The organism is Streptomyces sp. NPDC085866 (assembly GCF_044541035.1).
In the GTDB taxonomy this organism is placed as follows: Bacteria; Actinomycetota; Actinomycetes; order Streptomycetales; family Streptomycetaceae; genus Streptomyces.
Window position 1 is genome coordinate 121,953 of the sequence record NZ_JBITSQ010000009.1, and the last position, 14,302, is coordinate 136,254.

Genomic DNA, 14,302 nt, shown 5'->3' on the forward strand with positions numbered 1-14,302 from the left:
TTCCGGGCGTCGAGGCCCGCCTGCCGAGCGCCGGGGCCCGGCCCCACCTTTCGCCAGCTTCTTTCCAAGAGTGAGAACGGAGTGCCCTCATGACCACTTCGGACGTGCGTCCCGGCCCCCTCGCCCCGAGCAGCGGCCTGTCACCGGCGGCACGCCGCCTGCTGGAGCAGCGGCTGCGCGGGGCCGCCGCCCGGGCCGACGGCCCGCGACGGATCCGGCCCCGCCCCGACCGGATCCCGCTGTCCGCCGCCCAGCAGCGCCTGTACTTCCTGGACCGGCTGGACCCCGGCGCGCCGACCTATCTGCTGCCCGCCGCCTGGCGGTTCACCGGCCCGCTGGACGTGCCGGCGCTGCGGGCCGCCGTGGCCGACCTGGTCGCCCGGCACGAGCAGCTGCGGGTGGTCTTCCCCGAGCAGGAGGGCGTTCCGTACCAGCGTGTGCTGCCCGCCGACAGCACGGTGCTGGACGTGACGGACGTGACCGGCCCGGCCGGCGCCGACCGCGAGCGGCGCCTCGGGGCCGCCGTGCACGCGGCCGCCGTACGCCCCTTCGACCTAGCCCGCGAACCGGCCTTCCGCGCCACCCTCGTACGGGCCGCCGACGAGGACCATGTGCTGGTCCTCGGCATGCACCACATCGTCTCCGACGGCTGGTCCCTCGACCTGATCGTCCGCGACCTGACCGAGCTGTACCGGGCCAGGACCGAGGGCCGTGCCGCGAGCCTGCCCGAACTGCCCCTCGACTACGTCGACTACGCGCTGTGGCAGCGCGAGAGCGACCGGTCCGCCGCCCTGGACCACTGGCGCTCCCGGCTCGCCGGCCTGACCCCGCTGGAGCTGCCCACGGACCACCCCCGCCCCGACACGCCGGGCGGACGCGGAGCCGCCCACACCGTCACCCTGCCGCCCGCGCTCACCGACGGGCTCGCCGCGCTGGGCGAACGTGTCGGTACGACTCCGTACATGACGGTGCTGGCCGCCTTCCAGGCCGCGCTCGCCTTCCACAGCGGGCAGAGCGACATCGCCGTCGGCACCGTGGTCGCCAACCGGGAGCAGGCCGAGACGGAACAACTGGTCGGCTTCTTCGTCAACACCCTGGTACTGCGCGGCGACCTCTCCGACGACCCGACCCCGGCGGCCCTGCTGGAGCGGACCCGCGACCGCGTCCTGGAGGCGTTCTCCCACCAGTCGCTGCCGTTCGAGCAGGTCGTCGACGCGCTCAGCCCGGAACGCGACCTCGCCCGCAACCCGCTCGTCCAGGTCCTCTACACGCACACCGACGCCACGCAGGCCGGGTTCGGCCTGGGCGGTGCGAGCGGCACGCCGTACCGGATCTCCCTCACCACCGCCAAGTTCGACCTCACCCTGGACCTGCGCGACGGCAACGGCCGTACGGACCTGGTGTTCGTCTACCGGCCCGACCTGTTCGAGGAGGCCTCCGTCGCCGCCCTCGCCCGGCACACCGTGGCCCTGCTGGAGGCCTTCTGCGCAGCACCCGACACCCCGCTCGGCGCCATCGAACCGCTCAGCCCCGCCGAACGCGCCCACCTGCTCGGACCCGACGGCCCCGCCAACGCCGGCAGCGACCTCCTCCCGGCCCCCCGCACCGCGCCGGACCGCCTCGCCGAGCACATCGGCCGCACCCCGCACACGGTGGCCGCGACCGGCTCCGGGCGCTCCCTCACCTACGCCGAGCTCGACGCCCGGGCATCGGCCTTGGCGGCCCGGCTCCGCGCGTCGGGCGTCACCCGCGGCTCCCTCGTCGGCGTCTGCCTCGACCGCACGCCCGACCTGGCCGTCGCCCTGCTCGCCGTCTGGCGCGCCGGAGCCGCCTACCTGCCGCTCGACCCCTCCCACCCCCGGGCCCGGCGCGAGTTCACCGTCAGCGACTCCGGCATCGACTGGGTCGTCACCGACGCGGCCACCCGTCCCGCGGTGGAGGGGCTGCCGGTGAACCTCGTAGAGCTGGGCACCGAGACCGGAACCGGGGCCGACGGCGAGGACGTCCGCCCCGGCCCGCAGGACCTCGCCTACGTCATCTACACTTCCGGCTCGACGGGCCGCCCCAAGGGCGTAGAGATCACTCATGGCAACCTCGCCTGGCTGCTCGGCGCGGCCGACCGGCACTTCGACTTCGGGCCCGCCGACGTGTGGACGCTCATGCACTCCCCGGCGTTCGACTTCTCCGTGTGGGAGCTGTGGGGCCCGCTCACCAGCGGCGGGCGCGTCGTGGTGCTCGGCGCGGACGAGGTGCGTGACCCGGCGGCCGTGCACCGCGTGCTGCGGGACGAGGGCGTCACCGTCCTCAACCAGACCCCCGCGGCCTTCAAGGGCCTGCGCGCCCACCTCGGGAGTGCCGGCGCGGATGTCTCCGAACTCGCCCTGCGCACCGTGATCTTCGGCGGCGACGCCTTCGACGTGCGTGACTACCGTGACTGGTTCACCACCCCGGGACGGCGTCCCGCCCTGGTGAACATGTACGGCATCACCGAGACCACCGTGCACGTCACCATCCGCACCATCACCGAGGAGGACGTGACGGGGGCGGTCCGCTCGCCGATCGGGCGCCCGCTGTCCGGCCAGCACGGTTACGTCCTCGACGGCTGGGGCCGGCTGGTCCCGACGGGCAGCGTCGGCGAGCTGTACGTCTTCGGGGGCGGGGTCGCCCGCGGCTACCGCAACCGGCCGGAGCTGACGGCCGAACGCTTCCTCGACGACCCCTTCGGCGAGCCCGGCACCCGCATGTACCGCACCGGCGACCTGGTACGGGTCCTGCCGGACGGCCAGCTCGCCTATGTCGGACGCGCCGACCACCAGGTGAAGATCCGCGGCTACCGCATCGAGCCCGGCGAGATCGAGACCGCCCTGCGCACCCTGCCCGGCGTCGCCGACGTCGCCGTGGTCGCCCGACGCGACGGTGACGGAGCCCGGCTGGTCGCCCATGTGGTCACCCCCGAGGCCCGGCCGCTCGACGCGCCCGCCCTGCGGGAGGGGCTGCGCCTGACCCTGCCGGACTACATGGTCCCGGCGCTCTTCGTCCGCCACGAACGGCTGCCGCTGACCGCCAACGGCAAGGTCGACCGCGCCGCGCTGACCGCCGTCGTACCCACCACGACCGGGCAGGGCACCACGCACGCGCCGGCCGAGGGGCCCGTGGAGCAGGCCCTGGCCGGCGTGTGGACCCAGGTGCTGGGCGCCGAACACGTCAGCCGCACCGACAACTTCTTCGACCTGGGCGGCGACTCCATCCTCGCCCTGCGCCTCGTAGGCCTGGCCCGGCAGGCCGGCCTCGGCCTCACCGTCGCCGACGTCTTCCGCGCCCGCACCCTCGCCGACCTCGCCACGCTCGTCACCGACGACGTCGACACCCCGGCCCCCGTCGCCCCGTTCTCCCAGCTCGACCCCGCCGACGCAGACCGCCTGCCCGACGGGCTCGCCGACGCCTACCCGCTCACCATGCTCCAGGCCGGCATGCTGCACGAGATGCTCGCCGACCCGCGGCGCGGCGCCTACCACAACGTCACCGACCTGAAGATCACCGTCCCCGAGGGCTTCGACCTGGACGCCTTCCAGGCCGCCGTGGACGCGGTGGTCGCCGGACACCCCATCCTGCGCACCTCCGTCGACCTCGTCTCGTACCGCGAACCGCTCCAGCTCGTGCACCGCAGCGCCCACCTCCCGGTCGGCTACACCGATCTGCGCGAACTGCCCCGACAGGAGCAGCGGGCGCGGCTCGGCCGGTACGTGGACGAGGAGTTCGGCCGCCGTTTCGACCTCGCCGCCGCGCCCCTGGTCCGTATCCACCTCCACCACGTGACCGACCACGACCTGCGGCTCGTCCTCACCGACTGCCACGTCGTCCTGGACGGCTGGAGTCTGACCTCGCTCGTCGCCGACCTGCTGTCCCTGCACCGGGAGGCCGTCGCGCACCGCACCGCACCACGGCCGCCGAGCGCCCCGGCCTTCGCCGAGTACGTCGCCCTGGAACGGGCCGCGCTCGACAGCGAAGAGTCGCTGGAGTACTGGCGTGGGCGGCTCGCCGACCTGCGGCCGGTCCGCCTGGGCCGGCGCCCGGCGGGCCCGGACGCCGGGCAGCCGCCGGTGCACGAGGTACGGCGCTCCTACGCGCACCTCGCCGAGCGCATCGGCAGGCTGGCCAAGGAGGCCGGAGTGCCCCGCCGTACGGTCCTGCTGACCGCCTTCCACCACACGATGAGCCTGTTCGCGGAGCGCGACGACAGCGCGCTCGGCCACAGCATCGGCCTGGTCACCAACGGGCGGCCCGAGGTTCCGGGCGCAGACCGGATGCGCGGACTCTTCCTGAACACCGTGCCGTTCGGCGTGTCCCGCCCGGGCGGCAGCTGGCTCGCCCATCTGCGGGACGTGTTCACCGCCGAGCAGGAGATGCTGCCGCACCGCAGGGTCCCGCTGGTGCGCATCGCCCAACTGCGGCCCACGGAGCCGAGCTGGACCGACACCGTCTTCAACTACGTCAACTTCCACCGGCTTTCGCACGAGTCCTGGGACGACTCCCTGGAGATCGCCCGGACCATGTTCCCACTGCTGGTGAACGCGAGCGTCAACGCCTTCACGCTGGACGCCGACCCGGAGTTCGTCGCACCCGCCACCGCCGAGCAGCTGGCCGACGTGTTCTGCGCCCAGCTGGAGGCGATGACCGAGGACCCGCACGCCCGGGTGACCCGGCCCGCGCTCACCGGCGCCGCCCGAGCCGTCGCCCTCGACGTCTGGGCCCGGGGACTCGACACCCCCTCCTCGCCGCTGTTGTTCCACGAACACATCGCCGTCCACGCCGCCCGCACCCCGGACGCGGTCGCCGTCGAGCACGGCGGGCACCGGCTGACGTACGCCGAACTGCAGGCACAGGCCGGGGTGCTGGCGCGACGGCTGCGCCGGCTCGGGGTGGGCCCCGAGACGGTGGTCGGCATCTGTGTCGAGCGCGGACCCGACCTGGTGCGTGCAGCCGTCGCCGTGCTGCGCTCGGGCGGCGCCTTCCTGCCGCTCGATCCGCAACACCCCACCGACCGCCTCGCCTTCATGGCCGAGGACAGCGGCATGCGCGTCCTGCTGACACAGCAGGCGCTCGACGGAACGGTGCCCTTCGACGGCCCGGTGCTGCTCCTCGACGCCGACACGCCCACCGACCCGGCCGGCGCTGCCGGCACCGGAGAACCCGGCACCGGAGAATCCGGCACCGGAGAATCCGGCACCGGAGAACCCGGCACCGGAGAACCCGGCACCGGAGAACCCGGCACCGGAGAACCCGGCACCGGAGAACCCGGCACTGGAGAATCCTGCACCGCAGAACCTGCCACCGGAGAACCCGACGCCGACACCCTCGCCTACATCATCTACACCTCCGGCTCCACCGGCACCCCCAAGGGCGTCGCCATCCCGCACCGCGGCCTGTCCAACATGCTCGAAGGCCAGCGCGACCTGGTGCGGCCCACCCCCGAGGACCGGGTGCTCCAGTTCGCCTCCTTCGGCTTCGACGCCTCGATCCTGGAACTCACCTGGTCCCTCGCCAACGGCGGCCGCCTGGTCACCGCCCCGAAGGACGCGCTGCGCCCCGGCCCCGACCTGGCCCGCACCCTGCGCGAGCACCACGTCACCGGCGCCATGCTGCCGCCCAGCGCCCTCGCGGTCCTCGGCGAGGACGACTTCCCCGAGCTGCGCGTGCTCCAGGTCGCCGGTGAGGCCTGCCCGGCCGAACTCGCCGACGTCTGGTCCCGGGGCCGCCGTTTCCACAACGTCTACGGGCTCACCGAGACCTCCGTGTGGTCCGTGGCCGCGGAACTGACACCCGGCCAGGGCCGCCCGCCCATCGGCAACCCCATCCGCAACACCCGCATCCACGTCCTGGACGAGGACCTCCAGCCGGTCCCGGCCGGCGTCCCCGGCGAGATCTACCTCGGCGGCCAGGCGGTCGGCCGCGGCTACCTCGGCCGCCCGGCCCTCACCGCCGCCACCTACGTCCCCGATCCGTACGGCGTCCCCGGCGAGCGCCTGTGCCGTACCGGCGACCTCGGCACTCACCGGCCCGACGGCTCGGTGGAATGGCTCGGCCGCCGCGACTCCCAGGTCAAGCTGCGCGGCTTCCGCATCGAACTCGGCGAGATCGAGCACGCGTTGCGTGCGCTGCCCGAGGTCGGCCAGGCCGTGGTGCTGCACCGCACCGACCTGCCCGGCGAACCGGCCCTGGTCGCCTACCTCGTCGTACGCGGCCCGGAACAGCCCGCTCCCGAGGACCTGCGTCGTGCCCTGCGCGCCTCGCTGCCCGCCTACATGCTGCCCGCCCGGTTCGTCTTCCTGGACGAGATGCCCGTCAACCGCAGCGGCAAGATCGACAAACGGGCGCTGCCGCTGCCCACGGCGGAGCAGGCCGGGAGCGACACCGAGTACGTCGCCGCCGCCACGCCCGCCGAGAAGATCCTCGCCGAGGTGTGGCGGGAAGTCCTCGGACTGTCCCGTATCGGTGTCCACGACGACTTCTTCCGGATCGGCGGCAGCTCGCTCTCCACGGTCCGGGTCTCCCTGACGGCTGCCGGACGTGGTCTGACCGTGTCGGTCGGCGACCTGATCGAGCATCCGACGATCGCCCAGCTCGCCGCCCACGCCACCCGCACCGCCACGGCCGGCGTGCCCGCAGCCGTCACCTCCGAGGTCCGGCTGCGCGAGGGCGCGGGAGAACCCCTGTGGTGCGTGCACCCCACCGGCGGCAGCGCCGCCTGGTTCGTGCCGCTCGCCCGGGCGCTGCCGCCCGGCCGCCCCGTGCATGCCTTCCAGGCGCGCGGCCTGCTCGGCGGCGTGGACCCGAGCACCGTGACGGGCATCGCCGCCAACTACGTCGCCGAGATGACCGACCGGGGCGGCGCGGGCCGGCACGCCCTGCTCGGCTGGTCCATGGGTGCCAACATCGCCCTGGAGATGGCCACCCAGCTGCACCGGGCCGGACACCGCGCCGAGCCGCTGGTCCTCATCGAGCCGTACCTGCCCAACGCAGCGGCCCGCGCCCGCCTCACCGGCGTCACCAAGGACCTGCGCGAGGCACTGCGCCTGCGGGACCGGCTGCGCGAACTGCCGCCCTCACCGCGGCGCGACCGGGCCACGGCCGAACTCACCGCCACCCTGCTCGGCGCCGGCATGAGCCCCGCCGAGGCCGCCCTGGTCGAGGACGCGCCGATCGAGGTCTGGCACTCCCTGCTCGCCGCGCTCGCCGCCTACGAGGTCCGGCCCTACCCGGGACATGTGCACCTGGTGGTGGGCAGCGAGGCCGCCGCACTGCCCCGCGGCCGTACGATGCCCGGCCTCGACGTCGACTACGACACCTACGTCGCACGCTGGCGGGAGGTGGCCGAGGGCGGCCTCACCCTGCACATCAGCGACGGCGACCACATGTCGATGATGGCCGAGCCCAGGGTGGCCGGCATCGCCGGACTGCTCGCCGAGATCGAGGCGCAGGAGGCCCGATGACCACCGTCGCCCCCGCCTTCACCGAGCGCTACCTCCTCTCCCCGGACATGGTCGCCGAGCCCTACGGCTACCTGAACGGGCTCCGCGAGCATGCGCCGGTCCACTGGAGCCCGATGCACCACGCCTGGTTCGTCACGGGCTACGACCAGGTCATGCGCTGCCTGCGCGACCCGGCCGTCTCGGCCGACCGGGTACGGCCCCTGATGGACGCGGTCCCGCAGGGCGCCCGCGCGGACGCCGAACGGGCCTTCGGGATCCTGTCCCGCTGGATGGTCTTCAACGACCCGCCGCAGCACCGCAGACTGCGCCAGGTGTTCCAGGAGGCGTTCGCCGCCCGGGCCGTGGCCCGCTACCGCGCCTTCACCGAGAAGGCCACGGCGGCCGTCCTCGCCCGCCGGGCCACCCCCGGCCGCTCCGGCGACCTGACGGCCGACGTCGCCAAGCCGCTGCCCGCCCTGGTCTTCGCCCGCTGGCTCGGCATCCCGCGCACCGACGCCCCCTCCTTCTGGTACTGGAACGCCCGCGTCGCCGACCTCGTCCTCGGCACCGCCCAGGAGGAGAGCGAGTACCGGGCCTCCCTGCAGGCGCTGGTGAGCCTGGAGGACTACCTCGCCGGCCTGGTCGCCCGGCGCCGCGCCGAACCGGCCGACGACCTCATCAGCCAGGTGCTGAAGGAAGGCCGGGTGGGGGACTCGGTCACCGAGGAGGAGTTCGTCGGGATGCTCACCCAGATGGCGTTCGCCGGCGGGGAGACCACCAGCAACCTCATCGCCAACACCGTCCTGGCCCTGCACGCCGACCCCGACCGACTGGCCGCCGTCCGCGAGGATTCGGAGCTGGTGCCAGGAGCCGTCGAAGAGACGCTGAGGCTGGACGGCCCGTCCAAGATGTCCATCCGCACGGCCGCCCGCGACCTCGACCTCGACGACCACACCCTGCGCGCCGGAGACCGGATCTTCCTGGTGACCGCCGCCGCCAACCGCGACCCGGCCCGCTTCGCGGAGCCCGACCGGTTCGACGTCCGCCGCACCGGCGCCACCCACCTCGGCTTCGGTTTCGGCGCCCACTTCTGCATCGGTGCCGCCCTGGCCCGGCTCGTGGCCGTGGCCGCCGTGGGGACGCTGGTCCGCGACCACCCGGACCTCACCCTGACGGATCCCGACCGGCTCACCTGGCAGCCCTCCCTGCTCAACCGCAGCCTCACCGCCCTGCCCGTCCGCTACTGACCGCCGACCCGCGCCGCGGCACCCGGCCCCTCCCGCCGGGTGCCGCACCCCGCCGACCACGAAAGGCTCCACCATGGCCACCACCCTCGCCGGCGCCGGTCCACGGCTGTGGGCGCCCGCCCGGCACCGCCCCTTCCAACTCCTGTGGCTGGGACAGTCGTTGTCCCTGCTCGGCGACGGCTTCAGCGTCGTCGCCTTCTCCTGGATCACCCTCGGCCTGACCGGCTCCACCCTCACCCTCGGCTACGTCCTCGCCTTCCAGGCCGTACCCCGCGCCCTGCTCACCCTGGTCGGCGGCACCCTCAGCGACTCCTGGTCCACCCGCACGCTGATGGTCGCCTCCAGCTGGACCCGTGCCGCACTGATGGCCGGAGTCGGACTGGCCGGGCTGACCGGCCATCTGACGGTGTGGATGCTGTGCGCGGCGGCCGCCGCCTTCGGCGCGGTCGACGCCTTCTTCCAGCCCGCCCGCGTGTCCATCCTGCCGTCCGTGGTCGACGAACAGCTCCTCACTCCGGCCAACGCGCTGCTGGGTGCCGGATCGCGGACGGCCGCCGTCGTCGGCCCGGCCGTCGGCGGTGTGGTCATCGCCCTGACCCGGGCGCCGGTCGCCTTCCTCGTCGACGCCGTCTGCTTCGCGCTGTGCGGCTGGTGCGTCGCGAGCATCCGCACCCGGCCGCGAGCGGCCGGCCCGGAGGCCGACGAGGCCGCGGACACGCCCAAGTCGCTGGGTGCCCGCATCCGCGAGGGCGTGACCTACACCCTGCGCGACCCCCGCCTGCGCACCGTCGTCGCCCTCGACACCGCCGTCAACTTCTGTTACGCCGGGCCCTTCACGGTCGGCTTCGCCACCCTCGCCGACCAGGTGCTGCGCGGCGGCTCGGCCACGCTGGGCGTGCTCAACGGCTCCCTCGCCGGGGGTGCGATGCTCGGCACCCTGGCCGGCGGCGCGCTCGGCGGCCGGCCCCGGGTCGGCCTGCTGGTGGCCGGTCTCGCGGGCTGGCTCGGGGCCGGGATGGCCGTGCTCGGGCTGGTGCACAGCACGTCGGCCGTGGTGGCGACCGTACTCGCCATGGGCTTCGCCATCGGCTTCCAGGGCGTGTTCGGGCTGAGCTGGATCCAGCGCAACATCCCGCAGAACGTGCTCAGCCGGGTCGTCTCCGTCGACATGGTCCTCGGCTACGCGGCCGCCCCCCTGTCGCTCATCGTGTGCGGCGCGCTGGCCCGTGTCGACACGCTCGCGCTGTTCGGGGTGGTGGCCTGCGTGCTCGCCGCGACCGGTGTGGCGGTGCTCGGGTCACGGGCGGTGCGCGAGATGCGCTAGGTGTGCTGTCCGCCGGATTCCGGGGCGGCCGGGTCCGGCCGCCCCGGAAGGAGGCGATGCCGGCGCCGGTGCGCCGTCGTGAAGGGCCTGCCCGCGGTGCGCCCGGCATCAGCGGCGGAGCGCTTCCTGAGGTTCGATACGGGCCGCGCGGACCGAGGGGTAGAGACCGGCGAGGAGACCGTCACCGGCCCCGATGAGAGGCGCGGGGAGCACGGTGGCCGGGTCCAGGACGGCCGTCCAGTTCTCGGCGAGGGCGACGGCCAGAACGGCGGCCACCGCCAAGGCCGTCCCCACTAGCCCGCCGATCAGGCCGAGTGCGGTGGACTCGGTGAGGAACTGGGCGGCGACGTGCCGCGCCCGGGCACCCAGAGCCCGGCGCAGCCCGATCTCCGCGGTCCGCTCCAGCACGGCGACGAACGTGGTGTTGGCGATGCCCACCATGCCGATGACCAGGCAGATGCCGGCCAGCACGAGGAAGAGACCCGTCAGGTCCACCTCGACGTGGTCCCGCAGTTCGTGGGGGTTGGGCGGGGGAGTGGCCACGAAGTCCCGCGGGTGCGCGGGCCGGAGCGCGACCGCTGCCTGCCCGGCGATCAGCGGTGCCGCTCCCAGCCGCGTCCGGATGATCATCTTGGTGGGGGTGTTGGCCGGCGGCGGCCCGTACACCTGCTCGGCGGTCCGCCTGGGGACGGTCACTGCGGTCAGCAGTTCGGGGACCTGGCGCACATCGTCGAGGATGCCGACGACCGTGTAGGCCACGTCGTCGACGAACACGGCGGGTCGGGTGTCGACCCGGCTGATGCCCAGCCGCCCGGCGAGCGTGCCGCCCAGGACGCAGACGTGTTCCGCGCGCCGGTCGTGGAAGGCGTCGAAGAGCGCCCCGCGCACGCTCGGCCGGACGGAGCGCAGCAGTCCCGGTGAGGCCGCGTACACCTGGGCGGATCCGCCCGCGTCCGGCCGCGTCCCGGCGCGCACGCCGGGGGTGCCGGCGATCACCGGCTGGGCGGCGGTCGTCACCGGCCACCAGACTCCGGCGGAGACGACTCCGTTCAGCCGGCCGATGCGTGCGTCGGCGTCCGCCGGGAACGTCCGCGGCTCGCCGGAACCGGTGCCGTCACCGCCGCCCGATGAGGCCGTTGCGACCGTCACGGTGGTCGCGTCCAGGACCGTGAACCGGTGGCCGATCTGCCCGGAGACGGTCGAGGTGAGGCCGAGTACGGCGACGAACGCGCCGACCCCCAGCACGGTCCCGAGCATGGTGAGCAGCGACCTGCCGGGCCGCTGGGTCAGTCCGGCCAGCGTCTCCGCCAGCAGGTCGCGCAGGGCGAAACGGGAGGCATGACCGACGGTCGGGAGAGTGGTCGTCCGGGGGCGGATCGTCGGGCGTCGACGGAGTGTCACGTGCCCTCCGCCGGTGTGTCGTCGTACAGCAGCCCGTCACGGATCACGACGGTCCGCCCCGCACCGGCCGCGACCTCGGGATCGTGAGTGATCACGACGACGGTCTGCCCGGCGGCGTGGATCTCCTCGAGGACACCGAGGACGGTCTTCGCCGTGTCCGAGTCCAGGTTGCCCGTCGGCTCGTCGCACAGCAGGATGCTCGGCTCGTTGACGATGGCGCGGGCGATGGCGGCACGCTGGCGTTCACCGCCCGACAGGGTGGCCGGCAGCGCGTGCAACCGGTGCCCGAGACCGACGAGTTCGAGCACCCGTCGGCAGCGTCCGGCACGTTCGCCGCGCGGAGAGCGGTTGTAGAGCTGGGCCACCATGACGTTCTCCAGCGCGGATCGGTGGGGCAGCAGGTGGAAGTGCTGGAAGACGAAACCGATCCGGCGGCCGCGCACCGCCGACCGCTCCGCTTCCCCGAGCGCGGCGACATCGACGCCGTCCAGCTCGTACACGCCCGTGGTGGGCCGGTCCAGCAGCCCCAGGACGTTCATCAGCGTGGACTTTCCGGCGCCGGACGGCCCCATGACGGCCAGGTACTCGCCGCGCGGGACGGTCAGGTCGACCCCGCGCAGCGCCTCCACGGGAGGAGGGCCGGGGAAGACCCGGGCGATGCCGCGCAGCGCGATGGCGGCGCTCATCGCTCGCCCACCACCACTCGGTCGCCCGCCGCGAGGGCCTGTCCGGCGGCCGGGTCGACCGCGACCAGCCCGTCGGCGGAGGCACCGGGAGTCACCTCGACACGGCGCTCACGCCCGCCCGGCCCGACCACCGTGACGGAGGCGATGTCGCCCGCCGTCGTGGTGAGGGCACCTTCGGGCACCGCGAGGACCCCGCCGTGGGAGACCTGCGCGTACGCGGTGATCCGTACGTCCTCGCCGAGGAGACGCACGTCCCAGGGGCCGGACGCGGGGCTGGTGTCGACGGGAAGGTACGGCGCGCCCGCGTCGGACTCGGCCGACCGCCCGTCGCCGCCCGCGCCCGGTGTGACCAGCCGCCCGACCGTGTCGATCCGGCCCTTGTAGGTGGTTGCCAGGGTCTCGTCGAACACCTTCACCGACTGACCGGCCTTGACGACACCCTCGAACGCGGGATCCAGACGCCCGCGCAGCCGCAGGCCGTTCGTGGCCAGCGTGATGAGGGGAGTTCCCGCCTTCTCGCCGACTCCGCCGTCGAGCCGCGTGACGGTGGCGGGGAAGGAAGGGACGAACATCACCTCGGAGGCGGGCATCATGACGGCCTTCTTCCGCCCGCCGGAGGGCCGGGTGGGCACCGGGTAGCCGATCGCCGCGTAGAGCCTGCCGACCGCGGCGGCGGTACCGCTGCCGAAGGTACCCGTCCGATCGGTGCCGTGTCCGTACCCCGACTCGCCCAGTGCGTGCTGCAGTTCGGCGACGTCCGGGCCGGTGTCGCCCTCGGCGAGGTCACGCAGGGCCGGTACCCGGCCGGGCAGGGCGACGACGGGACGGTAGCCCACCTCCACGAGCACCTTCCCGGCTCGGACGCGTTGCCCCGTCCGCGCCTTCACGGCGGTCACCACGGCGGTGTCGGCGCCGTTCCCGGAAGCGGCGGTGCCGTCCGGCGCGAGCGGAGCCCTCGGGGTGAAACTCACCGTCCCGCGCGCCGTGAACGTGCCCCGGAAGACGGTGGCGGACGTCAGCCGCTGGTACACCACGGGTGCGGTGAGGACGGTCGGCGTCGGCGGCCCGGTATCGGCTGCCGCCTCGGCCGGTGACCGTATCCAGGCGGAGGCGCCCAGACCGCCCGTGGACAGCACGGCCGCCAGGGTGGCGCCCCACAACAGGGTCCGCTGCCGTCGGTTCATCCGGCTCCCGCTCCCTCGCTCACTCATCGCGGGCCCACAGCCGATCGATGTTCCGGGCCGCCCGCTCGTTGTCCGTCTTCAGCCCGTCAAGCGCTTCGGCGTTCTTCTCGATGTCCCTGTTCTCGTACTCCGCCTCGACCGCGAAGGAGACACCGAGCACGTTCGTCTCGTACACGCAGTCGACCTCGGCGGCCGCCGCCCCGGCCTCCTGCGGGGTGACCTCGGCCCGCAGGGCCGCCGGGGTGCGCCGGCCGGACTGCTTCCACCGGCTGTCCGAGGCCGCGTCCAGGGGTGTCGCGTAGGGGTAGCCCTTCCGCCCCATGCACGTGGACCACTTCCTGAACACCCCGAGTACGCGGGGATCCGACTGCGAGGCCTTGAAGTCCCTGGCCTTGAGATCCGCGGCGAGGTCGCTCTGCTCCTGCGCGGGCGAAAGCCCCTTGTCCCGCTGCTCCTTGGCCGCTTGCTCCCCACACGTCGTCATTGCCTCCCGCAGTGGCTTCGACAGCGAACCGAGGGAGACGGGCGGGGCGGTTCCCCGGGTGAACGGCGGGAGGTGATAGCCGTACCGGCGTGCCGTGGCCCGGTCGCTGATCGCGTACCGGCGGGTGTCGTAGTACTGCCAGAGCCGCACATAGCCGGCCGCCGCCTGCTGCCCGGTGACGGTCATCGACGGGGGAGTGAACCCTTTGTCCCGCACACAGGCGTCGCGCAGCCCGAGCAGCAGCACCTCCAGCTTTCCCGCGTGCTCGTGGTCGAGAAGGTAGGTCTCCAGCGGCAGACGCAGCTCGGCCATGCTCTTCGGCGTGGGCGTGGCCATCGGCGCACCGGCCGTCGCGGTCACGCCGCCGCCCGAGGAACATGCCGCCGTGGACGCCAGCACCAGCAGTGCCACCGAAGTCCCGCGTGCGAAAGAGGAAAACACAAGCCGTCTCCCAACGAGGTCGAGCCGGAGGCCGCCCGGAACGGGCCCGGCCGGGCGGCCTCAGCC

7 protein-coding genes are annotated in these 14,302 nt (G+C 73.8%); 3 read left to right on the forward strand and 4 right to left on the reverse strand.

What is annotated here, in order from left to right:
* Positions 1 to 89 precede the first annotated feature (89 nt).
* The 3 genes from ACIF83_RS23615 (at position 90) to ACIF83_RS23625 (ending at position 10,040) form a co-directional block, all read left to right on the forward strand.
* Complete coding sequence (locus ACIF83_RS23615; RefSeq protein ID WP_399729640.1) at positions 90 to 7,490, forward strand: amino acid adenylation domain-containing protein; 7,401 nt, start codon at positions 90 to 92, stop codon at positions 7,488 to 7,490.
* Complete coding sequence (locus ACIF83_RS23620) at positions 7,487 to 8,716, forward strand: cytochrome P450 (protein WP_393483126.1); 1,230 nt, start codon at positions 7,487 to 7,489, stop codon at positions 8,714 to 8,716. The genes ACIF83_RS23615 and ACIF83_RS23620 overlap by 4 nt, the downstream gene beginning before the upstream one ends.
* Positions 8,717 to 8,789: 73 nt before the next feature.
* A complete protein-coding gene (locus ACIF83_RS23625) occupies positions 8,790 to 10,040 on the forward strand; it encodes an MFS transporter (RefSeq protein ID WP_393483123.1) in 1,251 nt (416 codons plus the stop codon).
* Positions 10,041 to 10,148: 108 nt separating this feature from the next.
* On the opposite strand, the gene ACIF83_RS23630 is transcribed toward ACIF83_RS23625, so the two are convergent.
* From ACIF83_RS23630 to ACIF83_RS23645, 4 genes are read right to left on the reverse strand one after another with little or no spacing between them, the layout of a single operon-like run.
* Entirely contained in the window at positions 10,149 to 11,441 is a 1,293-nt protein-coding gene (locus ACIF83_RS23630; RefSeq protein WP_399729645.1) for an ABC transporter permease, read from the reverse strand.
* Positions 11,438 to 12,127 carry an ABC transporter ATP-binding protein gene (locus tag ACIF83_RS23635; protein WP_393483117.1) on the reverse strand — a complete coding sequence of 230 codons (690 nt, stop codon included), beginning with the start codon at positions 12,125 to 12,127 and terminating at the stop codon, positions 11,438 to 11,440. Before ACIF83_RS23635 ends, ACIF83_RS23630 begins: the two co-directional genes overlap by 4 nt.
* Positions 12,124 to 13,311, reverse strand: coding sequence for a hypothetical protein (locus tag ACIF83_RS23640; RefSeq protein ID WP_399729648.1), 1,188 nt, complete (start codon positions 13,309 to 13,311; stop codon positions 12,124 to 12,126). Before ACIF83_RS23640 ends, ACIF83_RS23635 begins: the two co-directional genes overlap by 4 nt.
* A gap of 19 nt (positions 13,312 to 13,330) precedes the next feature.
* On the reverse strand, positions 13,331 to 14,206 hold the full coding sequence (locus ACIF83_RS23645) for a hypothetical protein (RefSeq protein ID WP_399729651.1): 876 nt from the start codon (positions 14,204 to 14,206) through the stop codon (positions 13,331 to 13,333).
* Positions 14,207 to 14,302: the final 96 nt, after the last annotated feature.